This is a genomic window from Eremococcus coleocola DSM 15696 (assembly GCF_000428865.1).
Classification (GTDB): Bacteria; Bacillota; Bacilli; order Lactobacillales; family Aerococcaceae; genus Eremococcus; species Eremococcus coleocola.
Window position 1 is genome coordinate 24,087 of record NZ_AUAT01000014.1, and the last position, 22,915, is coordinate 47,001.

22 protein-coding genes are annotated in these 22,915 nt (G+C 38.8%); all 22 read left to right on the top strand.

Annotated elements, in window-relative coordinates:
- The first annotated feature begins 7 nt into the window (after positions 1–7).
- The 22 genes from prfA to ftsZ all read left to right on the top strand — a co-directional run bounded on the left by prfA (position 8) and on the right by ftsZ (position 22,898).
- On the top strand, positions 8–1,087 hold the full coding sequence (prfA, locus tag G396_RS0104655) for a peptide chain release factor 1 (protein WP_028125207.1): 1,080 nt from the start codon (positions 8–10) through the stop codon (positions 1,085–1,087).
- Positions 1,071–1,922 carry a peptide chain release factor N(5)-glutamine methyltransferase gene (gene prmC, locus G396_RS0104660; RefSeq protein ID WP_028125208.1) on the top strand — a complete coding sequence of 284 codons (852 nt, stop codon included), beginning with the start codon at positions 1,071–1,073 and terminating at the stop codon, positions 1,920–1,922. Before prfA ends, prmC begins: the two co-directional genes overlap by 17 nt.
- Before the next feature lie 42 nt (positions 1,923–1,964).
- Positions 1,965–2,975, top strand: a complete 1,011-nt coding sequence (locus G396_RS0104665) for an L-threonylcarbamoyladenylate synthase (RefSeq protein ID WP_248623903.1) — start codon at positions 1,965–1,967, stop codon at positions 2,973–2,975.
- Between the two features lie 55 nt (positions 2,976–3,030).
- Complete coding sequence (gene upp, locus G396_RS0104670) at positions 3,031–3,669, top strand: uracil phosphoribosyltransferase (protein ID WP_028125210.1); 639 nt, start codon at positions 3,031–3,033, stop codon at positions 3,667–3,669.
- An 8-nt stretch (positions 3,670–3,677) separates the two neighbouring features.
- Positions 3,678–4,931, top strand: coding sequence for a hydroxymethylglutaryl-CoA reductase, degradative (locus G396_RS0104675; RefSeq protein WP_028125211.1), 1,254 nt, complete (start codon positions 3,678–3,680; stop codon positions 4,929–4,931).
- 17 nt (positions 4,932–4,948) lie between these two features.
- The gene (locus tag G396_RS0104680; RefSeq protein WP_028125212.1) at positions 4,949–6,124 is read left to right on the top strand and encodes a hydroxymethylglutaryl-CoA synthase; all 1,176 of its coding nucleotides are present in this window, start codon (positions 4,949–4,951) and stop codon (positions 6,122–6,124) included.
- A gap of 414 nt (positions 6,125–6,538) precedes the next feature.
- Positions 6,539–6,772 (top strand): DUF1146 family protein, encoded by a 234-nt coding sequence (locus tag G396_RS0104685; protein WP_028125213.1) that lies wholly within the window; start codon positions 6,539–6,541, stop codon positions 6,770–6,772.
- A 63-nt stretch (positions 6,773–6,835) separates the two neighbouring features.
- On the top strand, positions 6,836–8,143 hold the full coding sequence (murA, locus tag G396_RS0104690; RefSeq protein ID WP_028125214.1) for a UDP-N-acetylglucosamine 1-carboxyvinyltransferase: 1,308 nt from the start codon (positions 6,836–6,838) through the stop codon (positions 8,141–8,143).
- A gap of 29 nt (positions 8,144–8,172) precedes the next feature.
- Entirely contained in the window at positions 8,173–9,237 is a 1,065-nt protein-coding gene (gene mreB, locus G396_RS0104695) for a rod shape-determining protein (protein WP_006418275.1), read from the top strand.
- 12 nt (positions 9,238–9,249) lie between these two features.
- Positions 9,250–9,453 carry a DNA-directed RNA polymerase subunit beta gene (locus G396_RS10175; RefSeq protein WP_006418175.1) on the top strand — a complete coding sequence of 68 codons (204 nt, stop codon included), beginning with the start codon at positions 9,250–9,252 and terminating at the stop codon, positions 9,451–9,453.
- A gap of 182 nt (positions 9,454–9,635) precedes the next feature.
- Positions 9,636–10,013: a hypothetical protein gene (locus G396_RS0104705; RefSeq protein WP_006418551.1), complete on the top strand. Its 378-nt coding sequence runs from the start codon at positions 9,636–9,638 to the stop codon at positions 10,011–10,013.
- 175 nt (positions 10,014–10,188) lie between these two features.
- A complete protein-coding gene (gene mraZ, locus G396_RS0104710; protein ID WP_028125215.1) occupies positions 10,189–10,620 on the top strand; it encodes a division/cell wall cluster transcriptional repressor MraZ in 432 nt (143 codons plus the stop codon).
- A gap of 11 nt (positions 10,621–10,631) precedes the next feature.
- On the top strand, positions 10,632–11,588 hold the full coding sequence (gene rsmH, locus G396_RS0104715) for a 16S rRNA (cytosine(1402)-N(4))-methyltransferase RsmH (RefSeq protein WP_006418290.1): 957 nt from the start codon (positions 10,632–10,634) through the stop codon (positions 11,586–11,588).
- A gap of 18 nt (positions 11,589–11,606) precedes the next feature.
- Positions 11,607–12,044 (top strand): hypothetical protein, encoded by a 438-nt coding sequence (locus tag G396_RS0104720; protein ID WP_006418550.1) that lies wholly within the window; start codon positions 11,607–11,609, stop codon positions 12,042–12,044.
- On the top strand, positions 12,041–13,690 hold the full coding sequence (locus G396_RS0104725) for a peptidoglycan D,D-transpeptidase FtsI family protein (protein WP_028125216.1): 1,650 nt from the start codon (positions 12,041–12,043) through the stop codon (positions 13,688–13,690). The genes G396_RS0104720 and G396_RS0104725 overlap by 4 nt, the downstream gene beginning before the upstream one ends.
- A 20-nt stretch (positions 13,691–13,710) precedes the next feature.
- Positions 13,711–15,198 (top strand): UDP-N-acetylmuramoyl-L-alanyl-D-glutamate--2,6-diaminopimelate ligase, encoded by a 1,488-nt coding sequence (locus G396_RS0104730; protein WP_034907575.1) that lies wholly within the window; start codon positions 13,711–13,713, stop codon positions 15,196–15,198.
- 14 nt (positions 15,199–15,212) lie between these two features.
- Positions 15,213–16,172, top strand: a complete 960-nt coding sequence (gene mraY, locus G396_RS0104735; RefSeq protein ID WP_028125217.1) for a phospho-N-acetylmuramoyl-pentapeptide-transferase — start codon at positions 15,213–15,215, stop codon at positions 16,170–16,172.
- A gap of 15 nt (positions 16,173–16,187) precedes the next feature.
- Positions 16,188–17,561: a UDP-N-acetylmuramoyl-L-alanine--D-glutamate ligase gene (gene murD, locus G396_RS0104740; protein WP_028125218.1), complete on the top strand. Its 1,374-nt coding sequence runs from the start codon at positions 16,188–16,190 to the stop codon at positions 17,559–17,561.
- Entirely contained in the window at positions 17,542–18,699 is a 1,158-nt protein-coding gene (gene murG, locus G396_RS0104745; protein ID WP_176686274.1) for an undecaprenyldiphospho-muramoylpentapeptide beta-N-acetylglucosaminyltransferase, read from the top strand. Before murD ends, murG begins: the two co-directional genes overlap by 20 nt.
- A 35-nt stretch (positions 18,700–18,734) precedes the next feature.
- Positions 18,735–19,967 carry a cell division protein FtsQ/DivIB gene (locus G396_RS0104750; RefSeq protein WP_028125219.1) on the top strand — a complete coding sequence of 411 codons (1,233 nt, stop codon included), beginning with the start codon at positions 18,735–18,737 and terminating at the stop codon, positions 19,965–19,967.
- A gap of 136 nt (positions 19,968–20,103) precedes the next feature.
- Entirely contained in the window at positions 20,104–21,576 is a 1,473-nt protein-coding gene (ftsA, locus tag G396_RS0104755; protein WP_006418259.1) for a cell division protein FtsA, read from the top strand.
- 29 nt (positions 21,577–21,605) lie between these two features.
- Complete coding sequence (gene ftsZ / locus G396_RS0104760) at positions 21,606–22,898, top strand: cell division protein FtsZ (RefSeq protein WP_028125220.1); 1,293 nt, start codon at positions 21,606–21,608, stop codon at positions 22,896–22,898.
- The last annotated feature ends 17 nt before the right edge of the window (positions 22,899–22,915 follow it).

Consider the following 22,915-nt stretch of genomic DNA (forward strand, 5'->3'; position numbering starts at 1 on the left):
AGAATGAATGTTCGAACAGTTAGATAGTCTCTTAATCCGGTATGATGAAGTGAATGAACTCTTATCAGACCCAACCGTCATCGCCGATAGTAACCGACTTAGAGAATTGACGATTGAAGAAGCTGATTTGAGACCGAAAGTTGAAAAAATTCGGCGTTATAAAGAAGTTGAAGCTGAAATTGAAGATACCGAAGCCATGCTTTCCGAAGAATCCGATGACGACATTTTAGCGATGGCTAAAGAAGAATTGGCCAGCCTCAAAGCTGAGAATGAACAATTACAAGAAGATATTAAATTATTGATGTTGCCTGAAGATCCTAATGATGGCAAAAATATTATTATGGAAATTCGTGGTGCTGCTGGAGGCGACGAAGCCCAATTATTCGCGGGTGATTTATTAAATATGTATACCAAGTATGCCGATAAGCAAGGTTGGAAGACGGAAGTTTTAGACGCTAATATAACCGGTATAGGTGGATATAAAGAAGTAACCTTAATGATTACAGGAAATAAGGTATATAGTAAATTAAAATTTGAAAATGGCGCCCACCGGGTCCAACGGGTACCGCAAACAGAATCACAAGGGCGCGTCCATACCTCAACTGCAACCGTAGTAGTTATGCCCGAAGCTGAAGAAATCGACTTTGAATTAGATGAAAATGATATCCGGGTAGATATTTATCATGCCTCCGGTGCTGGTGGACAGCACGTTAATAAGACTGCCTCTGCAGTCCGTTTAACCCATATTCCAACCAATACGGTGGTAGCCATGCAAGATGAACGGTCTCAAATAAAGAACCGGGAAAAAGCCATGAAGATTTTACGTGCCCGGGTTTATGACCAAGTTCGTTCCCAAGCTCAATCAGAATATGATTCTGAACGTAAATTAAAAGTGGGGACTGGAGACCGGTCTGAACGGATTCGCACCTATAATTTCCCACAATCACGGGTGACCGACCATCGAATTGGTTTAACCCTACAACAATTAGATTCTGTTTTATCAGGAAACCTTGATGAAATCATTGATGCTTTAGTGCTCTATGATCAAAGTCAGAAGTTGGAGGAATTAAATGGACCCGCTCTTTAGTGGCTCTTTAGCCGAAGCCTTAGCCAATGCTTCGGCTTTTTTGCAGCAAGAAGGTCAAAATCCTGGCTTAGTCCAAAGTGCCTGGTTAGATTTTAAAGATTGGACTTTAAATGATTTAGTCAGCCATTTACAAGAGCCTTGTCAGACCTTTGCTTGGCCTGATTTTTGTAGGGTTTTGGAAGGGTTAAGCCAAGGACAGCCCCTTCAATATTTACTGGGGCGAGCTAATTTTCGCGGAACATGGTACCAAGTGAGTCTAGCGACCCTGATACCCCGAGAAGAAACAGGTGGGCTTATTGATTTAGCGATAAAATTCTTCGGGGATTCAGCCCCTACACAGATTCTAGATATCGGGACTGGAACCGGGATTTTAGCCATTGAATTAGCTAAAGTTTTTCCTCAAGCTCAAGTAGTCGCTTCAGATATTTCTGAAGAAGCTTTAAAAATTGCGCGGGTAAATGCAGAAACAATGGCCATCCATGTAGACTTTTTCTTAAGTGATGTATGTAAGACGGTACCTAAGAAAAAATATCAATTAATTGTATCCAATCCGCCTTATATTGCATTGGATGAGCTTGATTTAATGGATCCGTCGGTCATCAATTATGAACCTCATTTGGCTTTATTTGCTGACCAAGAGGGCCTAGCAATTTATCAAAAGCTGGCCCAAGAGTTACCTGCCTTTATTGATAAACAAGGACTTATTCTATTAGAAATCGGTTTTCGTCAAGGCCAGAAGGTAGCTGCGATTTTCAAAGAAGCTTTTCCGCAGGCCGAGATTACGATTCATAAAGACTTCTATGCTAAAGATCGTTTTGTACAAATTAAGATATGAGTAGGTGATAAATTGAAAAATAAAATGAAAACTCACATTTTTATGCCTGATCAACTTGATCAAGCGGCTCAATGTTTAAAAGAAGGCGGTCTTGTAGCATTTCCCACTGAAACGGTATTTGGTCTAGGGGCAATTGCTAATAATGAAGCAGCCGTTCAGTCAGTCTTTAAAACCAAGGGACGCCCCAATGATAATCCCTTAATTATCCATGTAGCTTCAATTGAATCTGTCCATCATTACGCCGCAAGCGTTTCGCCGCTTGCTCAAGCTCTGATGGAAAAATTCTGGCCAGGGCCTTTGACTATCATCTTGCCAATTAAAACAGGCACCTTTGCCCCAGCAGCAACTGCAGGACAAAATACTGCGGGCTTTCGGATGCCAGATCAAGACCAAACCTTGGCTTTAATTGACAAGGTTGGCTTTCCTCTTGTTGGCCCTTCAGCAAATTTATCAGGAAAACCATCGCCAACTAGCTTAGCTCATGTCCTCCATGATTTTAATGGGAAAATTGCAGGAGTTGTGGCTAATCAAGCTGAACTAACAGCAATTGGGGTCGAGTCAACCGTTGTGCTTCCGCTAGCAGACCATATCGAGATTTTACGGCCTGGTCATGTCACCGTGAATATGATTGAAGAGGCAATTGGTGTTCCAGCCCATGTACGGACAGCAGCAGAACAGTTGGCTAATCAGGCTATTATGAGTCCGGGGGTTAAGTATCGACACTATTCACCCAAACAACCAGTTTATCTCATGGCTTTTGATCATACTCTCGAAGATTGGCAAGAAGAAATTGATAAATTTCCAGAAGCAGTTGCTATTTTGGCCTACCAGGACCATATCACTTCCTTGCAAAACCATCAGAAAGTGGTTGCTTCTTACAGTCTAGGTAAAAAGGGTGACTGGGAGTCAGCAACCCGGCATTTATTTGCTGGACTTAGGGCATTAGAAGAGAGTTCAGCGAAAATTTTAATGGTTCAGGGCTTAGATCCCAAAGTAGCAGACCATCAAGCCTACATGAATCGATTATCGAAAGCCGCAACACATGTGTTATAATAAGTCAGGAATTAATGTTACTCAGGTTTTATAGATAAATTTAGGAGGAAATACCATGGCAAAATTTCAAGTAGTCGATCATCCTTTAATTCAACATAAACTTACAATTATTCGGGATAAAAATGCTTCTTCAAAAGTGTTTAAAGAAGTGCTCAATGAAATCGCAACATTATTAGCCTATGAAGTAACCCGTAGTTTACCTTTAGAAGATGTTGAAATTGAAACCCCTATTACTAAATCAGTCCAAACACGGATTGCTGGTAAAAAACAAGCCATTGTTCCAATTTTAAGAGCGGGTTTGGGCATGGTTGATGGTTTCATGTCTTTAATTCCCGCAGCCCGGGTGGGTCACATTGGGATGTACCGTGATCCGGAAACTTTAGAAGCAGTTGAATATTTTGCTAAATTTCCTGTGGATATTGATGAACGCCATGTCTATGTGGTCGATCCAATGCTAGCTACAGGTGCTTCTGCGATTGCGGCCTTAAGTCAGTTAGAAAATAAATACAATGTAAAACAAGAAAATATGACTTTTGTTGGCTTAGTTGCTGCACCAGAAGGTGTGAACGCCTTGCGCGATGCCTTCCCAGATGTAGATATTTATGTTGCGGCTTTGGATGATCATTTGAATGACCATGGTTACATTGTGCCAGGTTTAGGCGATGCTGGTGACCGTATCTTTGGGACTAAATAAGCATACTTATGGCTAAAAATCCATTATATACTGGTTTTTATCGGTTAGATTTAGCAGACCGTTTTCGTTTGCTTAAAGAAACAACCAATCAAGACGCACATGCCCTTCATCACCTGGAGGCGAGTATCGGTAATCAAATGATTGAAAATTACCTTTTTAATTATGAATTGCCATTTGGTATTGCCCCCAACTTTACCATTAATCATAAAGATTATTTGATTCCCTTAGCAATAGAGGAGCCCTCAGTGATTGCAGCCTTATCCAATGCAGCAAAATTGGTTGATTCAATTACGACTTCATACGGCCAAAGACTGATTACGGGGCAAATAATTTTTGCTAATCTTGATATTCAAGTGGAGGGCCGAAAAATCATTCAAGCTCATCAGGAGGAATTGTTAGCTTTAGCCAAAGAGGCGAGCCCATCGATGGTAAGCCGCGGCGGTGGACCGACTGAAATTTGGTCCAAGCAAGTTAATCAGGCGGGTGACAATTTCTTTACGGTCTATTTATCTTTCAATCCTTGTGATGCCATGGGGGCAAACGCAATTAACACGGTGCTTGAGAATCTTGCGCCAAGACTAACAGAACTTTTAGGACAAGCCCCTTTAATGTCAATTCTGTCTAATTATTCTGAGCAAGCCTTAGCAACCGCTGAAGTCATCATTCCTGTTGAACGTTTAGCGACTGATTCTCTTAAGGGACAGATAGTGGCTGAAAAGATTGTCGTAGCAACTAGCTATGCTAATTTAGATATCTATCGAGCTACTACCCATAATAAAGGCATCATGAATGGAATTGACGGTCTGGCCCTAGCAACTGGGAACGATTGGCGGGCCATTGAGGCAGCAAGTCATGCTTATGCCAGCCGTAAAGGTGGCTATCGGGCCATGTCTGAATGGCAGCTTGATGGAAGTGATTTAAAAGGCCGCTTAAGTTTACCATTACCTGTAGCAACGGTAGGAGGGACCTTATCGATTCAACCACAAGCTCAGTGGGCACTGAGTCTTTTAGGCCAACCATCGGCTAGTCAATTAGCAGAAATAATGGTAGCGGTGGGATTAATCCAGAATTTAGCAGCTCTTAAGGCCCTTGTAACTGAGGGAATTCAAAAAGGGCATATGCGGATGCAAGCTCGGTCATTAGCGCTACAAGTTGGAGCTAGCGTAGAAGAATTGCCAGAATTAGTAGATTATTTAATTAAACAAAGCTTTATGAATCGGCAAAAGGCTCACGAGGGATTAGAACTGATTCGTAAACTATAAGGGAGTGATTCAAACCTGTGAAAAAAACTATAGTTGGGATCGACAAAATTGGTTTCTATGTGCCACAACAGTATCTAGCAATGGAAGACCTATCAGATGCTCGTCATGTTGCTTTAGAAAAATTTACTGTCGGTATTGGACAGGATAAAATGGCAGTGCCTGAAATCTATGAAGATATTGTAACTATGGGAGCCAATGCAGCTGAGCAAATATTAAGTAACCAGGATAAACAAGATATTGATCAAATTATCTTTGCAACTGAGTCATCTTTTGATTTATCTAAATCAGCCGCCTCGTATATTCATGATCTTTTGGAGATTCAACCTTTCGCCAGATCATTTGAAATGAAACAAGCTTGTTATTCAGCTACAGCGGCCTTACAAATGGCTAAAGACTATGTCTTATTGCATCCAGAAGCCAAAGTCTTAGTGATTTCAAGTGATATCTCAAGGTACGGGCTTGATAGTTCGGGTGAAGTGACCCAAGGGGCAGGAGCCTTGGCTTTTTTAGTAAAAGCCCAACCGACAATTTTAGCTATTGATGATACAAATCTAGCAATGACCAAGAGTCATTATGACTTTTGGCGGCCAATATATATGGATAAGGCCTTGGTTAAAGGTCAATATTCAACTGGGATTTTCCTCGAGTTTTATCAGGCCCTTTTAGCCGAATTTCAACAGCGCTATCCTGGTGTTGTTGAACAAAGTAAGGCCTTTCTTTTCCATATGCCTTTTACAAAAATAGCCCAAAAGGCCTTAAAACTAGCTCAAGGTATGGTTTCTCTAGACCGAGTCCAAGAGTGGACTAGTCATCTTGAAACTGCCACCTTAATTAATCGGCAAGTGGGTAATATATATACAGGATCCTTATATATGAGCTTACTCTCGCTCTTAATCAATGATGAAAAGTTAGATGCTGGTGATAAGATTGCTATGTTCTCTTATGGTTCAGGGGCTGTAGCAGAATTATTTATCCTTGAAATTCAAGCAAATTTTGATATGCAAGTTGATTCTAACTTAATTATCAAAATGTTAGAAAATAGAAAAGCCTTATCAATTGCAGACTATGAAAGAATTTATCAAACTAGACTACCGCAAGATGGTTCTGACTTTTTAGGGAAACCTGAAGCAAATTACCATGGTTTTTATATTAAGGATATCCATAACCATCAACGGACTTATGGCTATCAATAAAAAATCATCTCATAGTTTAATTAGCCTTTCTAAGCTTTGAAAAATATTTTCAAGCTTAGGGGCTTTTTATTTTGAACTGTTTGAAGAGAAACGGGGGGCAAACAGTCCCACTTTTTTGAATCTTTCTAGACCATCTATATATAGTTAGGTGGTATGTTGTAGTTCTAAGTCGTTTTCATCCAAGTGCCCCAGAAAGCGAAAAGCAGAGATTTTCATGAGATTTTCATGCTTCAGTCCTGCTCCCTTGTTAAAGCTTTGTAACCTGTTTGAAAAAATAGTGATACTCCGCGTTAACCATAAAAGGTTAGACTATGATTACGTTTTAATTTTTTGGAGTGGCATTGAAAATTTACTGCTTTTATTTCAAAAGTGAATAAATTGTGCTATGATTGAAATTGGACTGGTAGGTGATACATGATGCTAATTTTAAATGGTATGGCAGTGCTGATTATTAGGCTCATGTTTGTGATACTTAGTTACCTTATCTTAAGCCGATTTAATTGGTCTTTCTTTTTTGTCAAAGAAGATGCTAATTATGCCCGGTTTATGTTGTACATGCTAAGTATAGCCTTAGGCTACCTAGTTGGTTCATTTTTTATCGAGATCATTGAAGTTGTCCAAAATATCGTTATGAGTCAACTTCTCTAAATTAAATAAACATAATTCTATCGTTGGCTCCAAAACGATAGCTTTCAAAAGGAGAATTTTTTCATGGAAGAAATCATTGTGCAAGGTGGCAACCGTTTGCAAGGAGCTGTTAAAGTTGAAGGCGCAAAAAATGCTGTATTACCAATCTTAGCAGGCGCAATTTTAGCAGAAACGGGACAAGTTCACTTATCCAATGTACCAGTATTGTCAGATGTACATACTTTAAACGAATTATTGAATCGAATTGGTGTGGTAAATCAGTTTGATGAAGTAAATAACCAAATGATTCTTGATGCTTCAGGCCATGTTGAGTCTGTTGCTGAATATGATTTTGTAAGTAAAATGCGTGCTTCCGTTGTAGTAATGGGGCCGCTTTTAGCACGTTTTGGCCACGCTAAAGTTGCTATGCCGGGAGGGTGTGCTATTGGTATGCGTCCAATTGACCTACATTTAAAAGGGTTTGAAGCTTTAGGTGCCAAAATAAATAGTCAAGCGGGATATGTAGAAGCACAAGCAGATCAACTAAAAGGTGCGCGGATTTATTTAGATTTTCCTAGTGTCGGTGCGACTGAAAACATTATGATTGCGGCAACTCTGGCTGAGGGCGAAACTATTCTTGAAAACGTAGCCCGTGAACCAGAAATTGTGGATTTAGCCAATTTCTTAAATCGCATGGGGGCTAAAATTGTGGGTGCAGGAACCGAAACGATTCGTATCCGTGGGGTAAAAGCCCTTCATGGTACTGAGCATTCAGTTATCCCAGATCGAATTGAAGCAGGTACGTTTATGGTAGCAGCCGCGGTCACTCAAGGTGATGTTTTTGTCGAAGGTGCTATGCGTGAACATAACCGGCCTTTAATCTCTAAATTAACTGAGATGGGGGTTGTTTTCGAGGAACACGATGAAGGTATCCGGGTCATAGGACCAGCAAAATTAAAAGCAACCGATGTTAAAACCTTACCTTATCCTGGATTTCCAACAGATATGCAAGCTCAAATGACGATTGCTCAATTACTTGCAGATGGAACATCAGTTATGAATGAGACTGTGTTTGAAAACCGTTTTATGCATCTAGAAGAATTACGGCGGATGTCAGCTAAATTTACAGCGGATCGTCAAACCGCGATTATGTATGGACCGACTGAATTTACTGGGGCAAATGTGAAAGCAACTGACTTAAGAGCAGCAGCTGCCCTAATTATCGCAGGCCTAAAAGCTAAGGGCTTGACTCGGGTATCAAATCTTCAATACTTAGATCGCGGTTATTATCAATTCCATCTTAAATTACGCCAGTTAGGTGCAGATATTGAACGTGTAAATATTTCACCTATTTCTGAAGTAACAAGCAATAAAGTATTAATTAAACAATAGTTTATCATTGGATGAATGGAGACTGAGCTATGAGCAGAGAAATAGGCATAGATTTAGGTACTGCCAATGTTTTGATTCATCTAAAGGGTAGGGGCATTGTTTTGAATGAGCCTGCTGTGATAGCTGTTAATCGACAAAGTCGTGAGGTCATTGCGGCTGGACGAAAAGCCTATGAAATGCAAGGGCGGACATCTGACCATATTCAAGTTATCCACCCTTTACAGGGAGGAGTCATTGCGGACTATGATTTCGCCGAAGCACTTTTGGTTTTACTTTTAAAAGAGTTACCTAGTAGGTCTTGGTTAGCAAGACCAAAGGTTTTAATCTCTGCCCCATCTAAGGTCTCAGATTTTCAAAAACAATCTTTAATTGATGTTGTTCAAAAGGTGACCGGTGGTAAAATTTATATCGAAGAGCAAATCTTAATGGCTGCAACCGGAGCTGGTTTTGATATGAATCAAAGCCATGGCGCGATGGTAATTGATATCGGTGGGGGTACTAGCGATATGGCGGTACTCTCAGGTAGAGATGTCTTGGTTAACCAATCATTTGAGGAAGCAGGTCAATTCTTTGACCAAGCGATTATTAATTACTTTAGTGATCATTACCAAGTCTTAATCGGTGCAAGAACCGCTGAAATGGTTAAAATTAATCTAGCCACAGCCATTGAAGTAGAGGATAAACTTGTTGAGAGCTTTGAGATAAGCGGACGGAGTTTGCTTAATGGTTTACCTACCTCTTTGAATGCGGATTCGAATGATTTATATCAAGCACTTCATAGCCATCTAGAAATTTTAGGTCAACGTGCTCAAAGACTTTTAGAGGATCAGTCGCCAGAAATAGCGGCTGATATTATGGAGGGCGGTATTATTCTAACAGGTGGTGGGGCTCTGATTTCAAATCTAGATACATTCCTTTCCAATTATCTGAATGTGTCAGTTATTCAGGCTGAGCAACCCATGAATTGTGTGGCCATTGGGACAGGGTTAATGTTAGATTTAATTGAATCAGGCAAATTAAGTACTGTTCAAGTAAGTAGAAAACAAAGATTACGTCAATTATTCCAGCGAATTATGCGACGTTTAATTGGTTAGGAGGAATTTGATTTGGCTAATGATAAGATAGCATTGCGCGATTCAATTCTTTTTCCAGCCTTAAAGACAATTTTTAAGTTACTCATTTTTTTGCTTTTAGTTTGTCTAGTTTTTATCATTGGTATTTTTGTGGGTTATATTCTTCTTGGCGGCGGTTCGATTTGGGAAGTATTTAATCAAGATACCTGGTTCCATATTTTTAATTTTATTAAATAAGATAAGTACTTTTTAGCAAAATCTATCTGTGAATATTAAAGTCTATAAGTCATTTACCCTTAAGAATAGGTATTTACTTAACAATTAGGAGAGTGATAGTTTTAGCTATCAGCTCATTGTAAGTAAGAATGATTTATGGGCTTTTATATTTGGAGGGGCAAACAGGAGTGGAGGAGTAAAGTATGCCAAATAAATTTCTGATAACAGAATTGCTATTATATATTTTACCCTTTGTCTTAATATATTTTGGCTTACGCTACGGCAAGTTTTTTCTTAAACGATTTAAGGGTCTACCGCTAACCATTGCCATTGTCTTATTACCAGCTTGGTTAGGCTTGATTGATAGCTTAAGTAAATTGGTCTTTTCTTTTTCACTTTTGCCGGTGTCAATCTATTTAACTGTATTTTGCTTGGCGGTTCACTTATATAAGTATATTCAGGGTCTCGCTGAGTTTAGATTAGTACCGTATTATTTAGCAGCTTCAAAAGTTGCCTTTACAGCTTTAAGTGGTTTTTTACTAGGACTCTATCTAGTACGAATTTATACCTACTTTATTTAGGGAAAAGCCCCCACTTTTTAGTCAGATATTTATCCGGAGTAAAGCTTGATATAATCATATTTACAACCAATAACACCCCTCGGGTGTTATTTTTTTTTGTTTTTTTGGGTAAATAGTGGAGAAGAGTGGGGGGATGTGGTAGAATTAGAATAACTTAGAATAGGAGGGGTGACAGATGCTAATTGGTGAATATAAACATAATATTGACAATAAAGGGCGTCTGATCATGCCGGCTAAGTTTCGTCCCGATTTAGGGGAAAGATTTATTGTAACTCGAGGATTAGATGGATGTTTATTTGGTTTTCCCAGTAAACAATGGGAAGACTTACAAGCCAAATTAAGTCAATTACCACTTGCAAAAAAAGACGCCCGTGCTTTTAGCCGGTTCTTTTATTCAGCTGCCACTGAAGTAGAATTGGATAAGCAAGGACGCATTAATTTACCAGAAAACTTAATCACTTTTGCAAAGATCGATAAGGAATGTCGCGTGATCGGCGTATCAAACCGTATTGAGATTTGGAGCAGTGCAAAATGGGATGAGTTTGCAAATATTGCTGAAGATAATTTTGAAATGATTGCTGAAGATATGATTGATTTTGGTTTATAGGTGGGTAAGGAATGGAAAATTTTAAACATACGAGTGTTTTATTACACGAAACCATTGATCAATTAGATATAAATCCAAATGGAATCTATGTTGATTGTACCCTAGGTGGGGCTGGTCATGCGGCTTATTTATTAAGTCTCTTATCACCCAAAGGGCATTTATATGCCTTTGACCAGGATATGAATGCAATTAAAAATGCCCAAGACCGTTTGCATGACTATATTGAAAAAGACCAAGTGACCTTTATCCATGCAAACTTTGCTCAACTAAAGGAGCAATTAGCAGAGAGAGGCGTTTCCTATGTTGATGGAATTTACTATGATTTGGGAGTGTCATCTCCTCAATTAGACCAAGCGGAGAGAGGATTTTCTTATAAAAAAGAGGCTCCTCTCGATATGAGAATGAATCAAGAAGATAAATTGACAGCCTATGAAATTGTTAATGAATGGCCTTATGAAAAAATTGTGAAAATCATTGATCATTATGGTGAGGAACGTTTTGCCAAACGGATTACCCGAGCCATTGAGCAAGCTCGTAAAAATAAGCCGATTGAAACCACTTTAGAATTAGCTGAAATAGTGAAAGAGGCCATTCCAGCGGCTACCCGTCGCAGTGGTGGCCATCCTGCTAAGCGGACCTTTCAAGCCATCCGTATTGCTGTTAATGATGAATTAAATGTAATTGAGACCTCTTTGAATCAGGCTTTTACTTTATTAAAAGTGGGGGGACGTATTTCAGTTATTTCATTTCATTCATTAGAAGATCGGATTGTAAAACAATTATTTAGAGATAAATCTAGTAGACCGGATTTGCCACCCAATTTACCCATCTTACCTGAAAGAACAGAAGCAGATTTTGCTTTAGTCAATCGCAAACCAATTTTGGCAAGTCAGGAAGAGTTAGATGAAAATAATCGGTCACGGTCAGCAAAATTACGAGTTATCCAAAGAAATCATATCACTGAGTAGAGAAAGGGGAAGACTGGTTTGAATTTAGCAGAAGAACAAAGTTATTTTCATTATTCGCGGGCAGAACGCCAAGTAAGAAAAGTAAGCAATTCAAATATGGGTGCTAACTCAACTCAGCTTATCCCCGAATTTACTAGAGAGCAAAGAAAAACTGTCACTAAGCAAGTTAGCAAAAAACAAAGCTTAAATTTAAGTATGGTTGAGAGTATAATTATCATATTTTCTGTAGCAATTTGTCTATTTTGTATAGGCATGGGGCTAATGATTCAGTATAATAATAATAAGACCCAAGTGATGGTTAATCAGTACCAAGATTCAATGTCTGACTTAAAGCAAGATTCAGATCAATTGCTCAATCAATTAATGGACCAATATAATTATCAGACGATCCAAGCAGAAGCTCAAGCAGCAGGACTTAGTTTGGATCCTGCAAGAGTTGAGGAAGTTAGTAAATGAAATCAGGTTTAAAAGAACATCGCGCATACAACGTTTTAGTTTTTTTGGCACTTATTTTTTTAGTGCTACTTATTTTTATTGGCAGAGCCTTTCAATTAACGGTTTTAAAAACTTCAAATTCAGTGGACCTGAGTCAAATGAGTCCACTCATCGATAATGGAAGTAGTATTACGCAAGCGAGACGGGGCAATATCTATGATCAGTCCGGTCAACCCATTGCGATTGATACTACTTCTTATTCAATTTATGCTCAAATAAAAGGGAATCAAGGTGAAATTGTTTCTGATCCCGATTATACAGCTAAAAAATTAGCAGAAATCTTAGGCGGTGACCGTGATAAAATATTGGCCCAGCTCTTACAAAGTGGTCCCCAACAAGTAGAATTTGGGGCCCTAGGTCGAAATTTAGATCAAAATAAAATTCAAAGTTTGCAAGCGGCTAAGTTACAGGGGATATATTTCAAAGCTCAAGCCGATCGTCAGTATGCCAATGATGAGTTTGCTTCTCATCTGATTGGTTTTTCGGATAAAAGTGATGACGGTCAGACCATGGTTGGTAAATTAGGTATAGAAGCTGCTTTGGATCAAGTTCTAAGCGGACACGATAAACAGGCTCAGGATCTTTATCTAACCTTGGATTCCCGACTACAAAACCAATTAGAAGTACTCATGTCTCAAATTTATCAGACATATGAGCCAAAAGAATTAGGAGCCTATTTAGTTGAAATTCCTAGTGGGAAACTATTAAGTGCCAGTCAACGACCTAGTTTTAACTTGAATAATCGTCAGGGAATTGAGAATGAGTGGCGTAATCTGATGGTGGAAAATGCCTACGAGCCAGGCTCAACTATAAAAATTTTGGTATCTGCTCTAGCAAATGAGTTGGGTGTATACCAACCACAAGAGACTTACAAATCGGGGTCAATCGATGTCTATGATGTAACAATACATGACTATAATGTAGTGGGTTGGGGCGATATAACTTTTGATGAAGGTTTAGCACGGTCTTCCAATGTAGGTATGGTAGAATTAGTACAAAGAATTGGATTAGACCGTTGGGCTAAAGCTTTAACTGATTTTGGCTTTGGTCGTCCTACTCAGTTTGGTCTGGCTAATGAAACGGAAGGCTCAATAAAATTTGATAATCCTGTATCTGAAACGATGTCTGCTTTTGGTCAAGGGATTCTTACCAGTCCAATTCAATTAATGCAAGCCTATTCGGCAATTGCTAATGGTGGTCATGCAGTTAAGATTCAATATTTAGATCATAGCTCGGGTGATTATCAGCCACAATTTGCTGCAAAAGATTTAGGTCAACTTTTTACCAGCAAAGCAGCCGAAAAAGTGCTAAGCTTAATGGTAGATACGGTTGAAAAAGACTATGGTACTGCGCAGGCCTATAAAATTGATGGGTTAAAAATCGCAGCTAAGACGGGGACAGCTCAGATAGCCAATCCTGAGGGTAACGGTTATTTAACCGGGCCAACAGACTACTATTTTTCCGTTATTAGTTTTTTTCCAGCAGACCAACCAAAATACATGCTTTACCTGAATATGAAGCAACCACAAAACCCAAATGGCAAGACTGGAGCACAAATATTAGCTGAACTGTTTAAGCCCTTTGTGCAATCAATATTAGTCTATTAAAGATATAGAAAGTGATGAGAATGAAACAAAAAGAATTAATTGAAGCCTTATATAACAAAAAATTATTTGATCAAATTGATTTAGACCAAACAGTGACCAAATTAGTGAATGATAGTCGCCAAGTTGAAGCTGGAGCATGTTTTATTGCCATTAAAGGTGAAAACTTTGACGGCCATCAAGCGATAGCAGAAGTGGTTGCTCAGGGAGCTAAATTAATAATCGTAGAACAGTTGCCTGCTAACTATCAAACTATTCCAGCTAACTTTGTCTTAGTTGATTCAAGTTTTAGAGCCCAAGCCATTTTGGCCAATAAATTCTATCAAGAACCGAGTCGTAAGCTTAAGGTCGTAGCAGTTACTGGCACAAATGGTAAAACGACCACTTCTTCTATGATCAGTGACTTACTGACTAGTTTGGACCATAAGACAGGAAAAATAGGCACCTTGCACTATAAGGTCGCGGATACTTATTATCCGGCAGTCAACACCACCCCCAATGCCTTACATTTACAAGCACTCTTTGCTGAAATGCTTGAGCGTGGATGTCAGGATGCAGTTATCGAGGCTTCTTCCCATGCCCTTTCCTTAGGCCGCCTTTGGTATACTGATGTTGATTGTGCTATTTTTACGAATCTTACGCGGGAACATTTAGATTTTCATAAGACAATGGATAATTATGCCTATGCTAAAAGTTTACTGTTTAGTCAATTAGGGCAAGCCTTCCATCAAGGTCGGCCGCGGCTAGCCATCATTAATAAAGATGATCCTTATTGGGAAGTGATGGCTCAAGCGACAGCAGCTGATTTAGTTACCTATAGTTTGGTGGATGAAGAGGCGACAGCCTATGCTTCGCAGATTCAAAATAAGGAGACAGGCTTAGCCTTTAAGCTTCATTTTAATGATCAAGTATTTGAGCTTGAACTGCCAATGCGGGGTCATTATAATGTCTCTAATTATTTGGCTGCTTTCCTCTGTTTAGCTTGTTATTATGAGATTGATGTCGCAAATATTCTAAGAGCAACCAAAGATTTTAAAGGGGTCTCTGGCCGCATGGAAGTCTTAGCTTTGAATAAAGACTTTGATGTTGTCGTTGATTTTGCCCACACCTCTGACGCCCTAGAAAGGGTTATGCAAGAATTAGTGAGTCATAAACAAGGACGTTTATTGGCACTGATGGGCCACTCTGGGGGCAATCGGGATTCAGGTGCAAGACCTGGCATTGGTGATGTACTATTTAATTATGCAGACTATATTGTATTTACAGCCGATAATCCTCGTTTCGAAGACGTAACCAAAATCTGCCATGAAATGATTGGGCAACATGATGAGAAGCCATATACTATTGTCGAAGATCGTAAAGCGGCCGTCATTACTATGCTAGAAATGGCTCAAAGTGGGGATGTGCTTCTTTTTGCGGGTAAGGGGGGCGAAGGCTACCAAATTATTGGTGACCAAAAGATTCCTTACGATGATGCCGAAGAAATTATGGCATATTATCAAGAAAATTAATAGGGGAGACATTAATGAACTTAAATATCCTATCATTTATTATCGCGTTTGCATTGACGGTCATTATCATGCCATTTTTTATTAGAGTATTCATTCGTAAAAAAATTGGACAAACAACCCGAGAAGAAGGTCCCCTATGGCATGAGGTAAAAACAGGGACACCTACGATGGGCGGGACGGTTTTTGTCGCTGCCATTCTCATTACTATGCTAGCTTTAGCTTTATTCAGCCAGCATAGTAATGGCTACCTGTTTATGACACTTTTGACCTTTTTATTATTCGGTGGTATTGGTTTCGTTGATGATTTTATTTCAATTTTCAAACATCAAAATGAAGGTTTAAAAGCTAAACAGAAATTTCTGCTTCAAATATTATTTTCAATTTTAGTCGTATTTGTAGGTCGACACTTGGGTGCCAATTTAAGCTTCTCCTTATTTTCTTGGCAGATTAATGTCTTGAGTCTATTAAGTTTATTTGCCTTCTTTTGGATAACGGGTTTTTCTAATGCAGTTAATTTAACGGATGGCTTGGATGGCTTAGCAACAGGGTTATCTATTATCGCTTATAGCACCTATGCTTATATTGCTTGGTCTGATAAGAATGAAACCATCTTATTGGTATGTCTTACAGTAGTGGGGGCACTCCTTGCCTTTTTAATTTTTAATCATAAGCCAGCCAAGATTTTTATGGGAGATGTGGGGTCCTTAGCCTTGGGAGCAGGTTTAGCTGTGATTTCCTTGGCCCTTAATCGACCTTTTTCACTCTTGCTGATTGGCTTGGTGTTTGTACTTGAAACTGCCTCTGTCATTATTCAAGTAGCTTCTTTCAAGCTTCGCGGAAAACGTGTTTTTAAGTTGTCACCCATCCATCATCATTTCGAAATGAGTGGTTGGTCAGAAACTAAGGTTGTCTTAGTCTTTTGGTTATGCGGCTTATTAGCAAGTTTACTATATTTAATTGTCTTGTATTTATGATTGAAAGGACTTAAGATGAATCCAGAAACTGATTTGGAAAATAAAAACATATTAATTCTTGGTTATGCTAAGAGTGGTCAGGCAGCAGCCAATTTTTTCTTAGCAAAAGGTGCCCAAGTAACTTTGTCAGATAATCAAGTCTTAGACCGTGATCAAACTTTAGAATCTTTATTGGAGCGTGGCTTAGTTCTGGTTGATGGTCAACAACCTGTCAGCTTACTTGAAGCTGGTTTCGATTTTATTGTAAAAAATCCAGGTATCCCGTATTCAATTCCAATTTTACAAGAAGCAAAAGCACAAAGTATTCCTATTTATACTGATATTGAAATTGCTTCTTGGTTTAGTCAAGCACCGATGATTGCAATTACTGGGTCAAATGGAAAAACCACGACAACAGCTTTAATTAATGAAATATTGGGTGAGAAAGCAATTTTAGCTGGTAATATTGGCATCCCGATTTTATCGGTTGTGGGTGAAACACAAGCTGACAAACGTTTGGTCATGGAAATTTCCTCCTTCCAACTTCAAGGGACCTCTTTCTTTAAACCAAAAATTGGGGTCATTACTAATATTTATCCAACCCATCTTGATTATCATGGTTCAATGGAAGCCTATATTGCAGCTAAATTAAAGATAGCAGCGAATTTAGACGAGCAAGATTTCCTTGTATATAATTATGACCAAGAAATTTTGCAAGAGGCTGCTAAATCAATTAAAGCAATTAAGCTTCCTTTTTCACGAACTCAGGTAACCCCAGAATTGGTTGCCGAGGGGCTTTATCTCCAAGATGGCCAAGTCATCTATCATAATCAACCTATTTTATCCTTGGATTCGATCAAAATTCCAGGTGACCATAATATTGAAAATGTTCTTGCTGCACTAGCAGTGGCTGTGATTGAAAAAGTTGATTTACCACAAGTCAAAGCAACTATTGAAGCATATAAAGGAATGCCTCATCGGATTGAACATGTGGCTTCTTTTAAAGGACGCGAATTTTATAATGATTCCAAAGCAACGAATATGACCGCTACTATTACCGCGTTAGCAAGCTTTAATCAAGATCTGATTTATATAGGAGGCGGCCTCGACCGGGGAAATGAATTTGATGATTTAATTCCTCATTTGGGTCATATTAAACAAGCCTTCCTCTATGGTGAAACAAAAGAAAAAATGGCAAAAGCTTTCGAAAAAGTAGATATTCCATTTGTTCTAGCAGATAATTTAAGGGAAGCAAGTCACTTAGCTTATCAAGCCACCCAAGCAGGTCAAGTCTTATTATTTTCACCAGCTTGTGCCAGTTGGGATCAGTTTAAATCGTTTGAAATCCGTGGTGATCAATTTAAAGACTTGATTGCTCAATATATCCAAGATGAACCCTATATTTTATAGAAAAGAGAGGATTATTGTGGGGAAAATTAACCGAATTGTACTTTCCGGGGGCGGCACTGGTGGACATATCTACCCAGCTTTATCAGTTTATAAACGGTTAAAAGCTGAAAATCCAGATTTACAGGCTCTCTATATTGGTACGGAGAAAGGCTTAGAAGCAACCCTTATTCCTAAGGAAGGCATCGAGTTTAAAGCCATTAAAATTCAAGGCTTAAAGCGGTCCTTATCGCTAGATAATGTCAAAACTGGCTATGAACTGCTAATGAGTATGCGCCGAGCCCAAAAAATGATTGAAGCTTTTAAACCAGATGTTGTTTTAGGTACGGGAGGTTATGTTTGTGCGCCGGTCTTGTTAGCCGCTGCCTTTCTATCCTATCCTACAATGATTCATGAACAAAATTCAGTAGCAGGCATCACCAACAAATTATTAGCCCGTTTTGTTTCCAAAATTGGGATTTGTTTTGACGATGTACGCTCAGATTTTAAAAATTATGAAGATAAAATTGTTCTAACCGGTAACCCTCGGGGACAAGAAGTCGTTAATACTCCTAATCTGCCAAATATTTTACAAAATCAATTTAATTTGGACAATAATTTACCGACGGTCTTAGTATTTGGGGGGAGTCGGGGCGCTCCAGCCATTAACCAGGCTGCGATAAATGAAATTTCTGCTTTTAATCATGAAAACTATCAAGTAATTATTGCGACTGGGTCAGAACACTACGACCAGTTGGTGGCCGAGATTAATCATAAAATGATTGAGGCTCCTTCTAATGTACGGGTGGTTCCTTATATTGAAAACATGCCTGAGGTTTTTAAAGCAATTGATCTGGTGGTTTGCCGGTCAGGTGCTACCACTTTAACGGAATTGATGGCGCTAGGATTACCTAGCATCTTAATTCCTAGTCCTTATGTGACAAATAATCATCAAGAAATGAATGCCAAGGCCTTAGTTTCTAAGCAAGCAGCCTTAATGATTCTAGAAAAAAATTTGAACAAAGATGTGCTTAAAGTTTATATTGACGGATTAATGAAAGGTAAGAAAAACCTATCCTTAATGTCTAACCATGCTAAGGAATTAGGAATCATCGATGCAACGGACCGAATTGTCAGAGAACTAGAAGCTATCGCCGATTAAATTTAAAATCCTTAAGATAGAAAGGGGGGTTGGGTATGCCTAAAATGTTCCCATTTGCCAAGACAAGCAATAAGACTAAGCTGAATAAGAAACCTGAATTAGAGCGCTGGCAATTAGAGCAACCAAACTCCCAACCACCTCGATCAGGAAATTACCGGATCCATGCTGAAAGTGGTGAAGTCAAGCAGGTAGATACAAAAAGGCAAGGAAATTATCGTATTCATGAGGACTCTAGAGACGATTTTTATTCTATTAGATCAAGTCTAAATCAAAATAAAAACCGGGTTGATAGAGATAATTTATTCAAAGCCCAGCCTGTAAAGGAAAAATATAATCAAAAAGTTTACCAAGATAATCTCAGAATGATTAAAAGTCGGAGTCAAGGAAACTATCGCGTCGGTAGCCAAGGTTATAATAATCATAACTATTCTACCCACCGCTCTGAATCGAATAAAATGGTGACTACCAAAAAATTTCAGCGTGATAGACGGAGAAAAATTAGACCTACTTTTAAATGGGGAAAATTACCACAAGGTCGACCCAAACTCTTTGCGGTTTATTCTATTTTACTTATGATTATGTTTATTTGTGTCTTGCAATTATTACCTTTTAAAAGAGTAAATCAAGTCCGGGTAAGCGGCGTAGGTCAGGAAATTGCCCAACAAGTAAAAGCCTCTTCCCGGATAGAACCCTTTGATAGTCGTAAGTTAGTTTTAAGACAACGGAATGAGATTATTGAGCAAATTAAAAAAGAAAATCCGATTGTCGACCAAGTTCAGATAAAAACCGACCATTGGTCCTTTATAGAGTTAGCCGTCACTTCAAATGAATTTGTCGCTGAAATGCCTGATACAGTGCAAAATCAAAAAAATTATGTTCTAAGTAATGGGGATGTCGTAATTATTCCTATGACTGATGAACGCAATGCAGTCAATTTACCTGTATTATATGATTTTGATAACCGGGATAAATTGAAACAAGTGGGCCAAGCGCTTAAAGAGATAGACCAGGACCTTTTAGGACAAATGCAGTCGATTTATTTGTCTACCAATTCGGCTAAACCAAATACAATCGAAATTAAGATGGTGGATGGAAATATTGTAAAAGCCTTAATATATAACGTGTCACAAAAAATGCAATATTATCCTCAAATTTTGAACAAAATTGGTGATAAAAAGGGAATCGTGAACTTTGAAGTAGGAGCATATTTTACCCCAAACGATTCCCCTGATAATAGTGTTAAATTAGATACTAATATTGATAATTAATTTTAAAGAAGCGAATGCGCACTTATCTTTTTCTTCAATTAGATTTTAAGGTATGCTATTATGAAAGGTGTATTATTAGAACTCATTCAATCTCTTAAAAAGTAGATAAACTGAGTGTAAAGGGGGATATATTTGAATGAGAAATCAAGAAATATTTGTAAGTTTAGACATTGGAACCACTTCGATTAAAGTAGTTGTGGCTGAAGCCATTAATGGACGGGTAAATATTATCGGTGTGGGTAATGAAAAATCACGTGGTTTAAGCCGTGGTGTTATTGTTGATATTGATGAAACCGTTTATTCCATTCAACAAGCCATTGACCAAGCAGAACGGAAGTCGGGTGTTCGGATTAATGAAGTTGTTGTTGGTATCCCAAGCAATCAGTTAGCCATTGAAGAATGTCATGGTATGGTGGCTGTTGCCAGTGATAATCGTGAAATTACGGCGAGAGATGTTGATAATGTAATTTCTGCCGCCAAGGTAAGATCTGTGCCACCAGAACGTGAGATTGTCTCAATTATTCCTGAGGAATTTATTGTAGATGGATTTAATGGGATAAGAGATCCACGGGGGATGATTGGTGTTCGTTTGGAATTATATGCACGGATTCTGACTGGACCTAAGACTATTGTTCATAATATTAAACGTTGTGTTGAAAAAGCTGGTTTACGAATTAATGAACTAGTCCTTCAACCACAAGCTATTGCAGCAGTCGCTTTAAACCATGATGAACGCGAATTTGGCACGGTCTTAATTGATATGGGCGGTGGTCAAACCTCAGCTTCAATTATTTATGATAATCAATTAAAGTATTCTTTTGTTGATCAAGAAGGTGGCGATTTTGTTACCAAAGATATTTCAATTATTTTAAATACTTCACTTGATTCAGCGGAACGGATTAAACGTGAATTTGGTTTTGCTATAGCTAGTCAAACTTCTGAAGAGGAATTTTTCCCAGTTGAAACTGTAGGGAAAAAAGAGCCAGTTCGAGTGGATGAACATTATTTAGCAGAAATTATCGAAGCTAGGTTAGCCCAGATTTTCCAAACAATTTATGATGACTTGAGCCAAGTAGATGCTTTAGATTTACCAGGTGGTTTTGTCCTAACAGGTGGAGCGGTTTCCTTACCAGGAGTTATTGATCTAGCAAAACGTTATTTTGGTGGCCGGGTCCGGGCTTATATTCCTAAAGAAATGGGGATGCGTAATCCGATTTATACAACTTCCTTAGGAATGGTCGATTATGTGGCCGGTTTAGATGAAATTCATCAAATTGCTCAAGGAACATTCTATGAAGCCTTCCAAGAACCAGTGCGGTCCCAAACTATGCCGGAACGACCAAGTCAAGTAAATCCTAATCGGGGGCAAGAGAATACACCGCAACGGCCAAAGCTAGCTAGTCAAAAGCCAAGCCGTCCGAAAAGTAATTTCCAAGAGGATTATCCAGAGGTAGTTCGTAAACGTCAAAGCTATGTTGATGATTATAGTGCTTTTGAGGACGATTCAGACAGTTATTATGAAGCTTCTGAAAATGCACCTTATGAGGAACCTGAGGGTTCAGGCTTAATGTCTAAAGTTAGAAATTTCTTCAATTCATTTTATGAATAATCGCAATTAAGATTTTAGGGGGATAAATAATGGAATTATCATTTGATTCAAGTCAAAACATGAACGGAGCTGTGATTAAAGTCATTGGTGTCGGCGGTGCTGGCGGAAATGCTGTTAATCGAATGATCACAGAACAAGTATCTGGGGTTGAATTTATTGTTGCAAATACAGACACCCAAGCACTTCAAGGGAATAAAGCAGAAACTAAGATTCAATTAGGACCTAAATTTACTAAAGGTCTAGGGGCCGGTTCACAACCTGAAGTTGGGGTTAAGGCTGCTGAAGAAAGTGAAGAGCAAATTCGCTCTGTCTTAGAGGGTGCTGATTTAGTCTTTGTAACGGCAGGTATGGGAGGCGGTACTGGTACTGGTGCAGCACCAATCGTAGCCAAAATTGCTAAAGACTTAGGTGCCTTAACTGTCGGTGTTGTGACTCGTCCATTTACTTTTGAAGGACCAAAACGTGGACGGGCTGCGGCCGAAGGCTTAAAGAATTTAAAAGAAAATGTAGATACTTTGGTAATCATTTCTAACAATCGTTTATTAGAAATCGTTGACCGTAAGACACCAATGTTAGAAGCTTTTTCTGAAGCTGATAATGTGCTGCGTCAAGGGGTTCAAGGTATTTCAGATTTAATTACTGCTCCTGGTTATGTTAACTTGGACTTTGCAGATGTTCGTACTGTAATGAAAGATCAAGGGACAGCTTTGATGGGTATCGGTACTGCTTCTGGTGAAAATCGGACTGCTGAAGCGACCAAGAAAGCAATTTCTTCTCCACTTCTAGAAGTATCAATTGATGGAGCTGAACAAATCCTCTTAAATATTACAGGTGGAGCCGACTTAAGCTTGTATGAAGCTCAAGATGCGTCTGAAATTGTAGCAGCTGCTTCTAGTGGCGATGTAAATATTCTATTTGGTACTTCTATTGATGAAAGTCTAGGCGATGAAGTTAAAGTTACTGTGATTGCCACTGGTATTCAATCAGATAAGAATGACCGCCCTAAACCTATGATGAATACACCACGGCGTCAATTTAATGCAAATAGTGAAAATAATGCTCAAGTTCAGGCTAACAATGCTGAACGTGCCGCTGATTTTGCAGCTAAGACTGAAGCAAATAGTCGAGCAGCACGACCACAAAAAGATCTATTCTCTAATTGGGATATTAACCGAGAAAAGTCTACGCGTGAAGTAGAAATGGATGAAGAAAATACCAAGCGGGTGTTTGAAAAAAATGCTGATTTAGCTCGTCAAGTTGAAAAAAATGATAGTGATGAGTTGGATACACCGCCTTTCTTCCGTAAACGTCACCGTAATTAATCTAAAATCGATCATAT

What these genes read in the sequence shown, in the direction of transcription:
- mraY (WP_028125217.1), top strand. Translation starts at nt 15,213, where the DNA reads ATGAACTTAAATATCCTATCATTTATTATCGCGTTTGCATTGACGGTC.
- murD (WP_028125218.1), top strand. Translation starts at nt 16,188, where the DNA reads ATGAATCCAGAAACTGATTTGGAAAATAAAAACATATTAATTCTTGGT.
- G396_RS0104675 (WP_028125211.1), top strand. Translation starts at nt 3,678, where the DNA reads ATGGCTAAAAATCCATTATATACTGGTTTTTATCGGTTAGATTTAGCA.
- ftsZ (WP_028125220.1), top strand. Translation starts at nt 21,606, where the DNA reads ATGGAATTATCATTTGATTCAAGTCAAAACATGAACGGAGCTGTGATT.
- mraZ (WP_028125215.1), top strand. Translation starts at nt 10,189, where the DNA reads ATGCTAATTGGTGAATATAAACATAATATTGACAATAAAGGGCGTCTG.
- G396_RS0104725 (WP_028125216.1), top strand. Translation starts at nt 12,041, where the DNA reads ATGAAATCAGGTTTAAAAGAACATCGCGCATACAACGTTTTAGTTTTT.
- murA (WP_028125214.1), top strand. Translation starts at nt 6,836, where the DNA reads ATGGAAGAAATCATTGTGCAAGGTGGCAACCGTTTGCAAGGAGCTGTT.
- ftsA (WP_006418259.1), top strand. Translation starts at nt 20,104, where the DNA reads ATGAGAAATCAAGAAATATTTGTAAGTTTAGACATTGGAACCACTTCG.
- murG (WP_176686274.1), top strand. Translation starts at nt 17,542, where the DNA reads ATGAACCCTATATTTTATAGAAAAGAGAGGATTATTGTGGGGAAAATT.
- prmC (WP_028125208.1), top strand. Translation starts at nt 1,071, where the DNA reads ATGGACCCGCTCTTTAGTGGCTCTTTAGCCGAAGCCTTAGCCAATGCT.
- G396_RS0104705 (WP_006418551.1), top strand. Translation starts at nt 9,636, where the DNA reads ATGCCAAATAAATTTCTGATAACAGAATTGCTATTATATATTTTACCC.
- G396_RS0104685 (WP_028125213.1), top strand. Translation starts at nt 6,539, where the DNA reads ATGATGCTAATTTTAAATGGTATGGCAGTGCTGATTATTAGGCTCATG.
- G396_RS0104750 (WP_028125219.1), top strand. Translation starts at nt 18,735, where the DNA reads ATGCCTAAAATGTTCCCATTTGCCAAGACAAGCAATAAGACTAAGCTG.
- upp (WP_028125210.1), top strand. Translation starts at nt 3,031, where the DNA reads ATGGCAAAATTTCAAGTAGTCGATCATCCTTTAATTCAACATAAACTT.
- prfA (WP_028125207.1), top strand. Translation starts at nt 8, where the DNA reads ATGTTCGAACAGTTAGATAGTCTCTTAATCCGGTATGATGAAGTGAAT.
- rsmH (WP_006418290.1), top strand. Translation starts at nt 10,632, where the DNA reads ATGGAAAATTTTAAACATACGAGTGTTTTATTACACGAAACCATTGAT.
- G396_RS0104665 (WP_248623903.1), top strand. Translation starts at nt 1,965, where the DNA reads ATGCCTGATCAACTTGATCAAGCGGCTCAATGTTTAAAAGAAGGCGGT.
- mreB (WP_006418275.1), top strand. Translation starts at nt 8,173, where the DNA reads ATGAGCAGAGAAATAGGCATAGATTTAGGTACTGCCAATGTTTTGATT.
- G396_RS0104730 (WP_034907575.1), top strand. Translation starts at nt 13,711, where the DNA reads ATGAAACAAAAAGAATTAATTGAAGCCTTATATAACAAAAAATTATTT.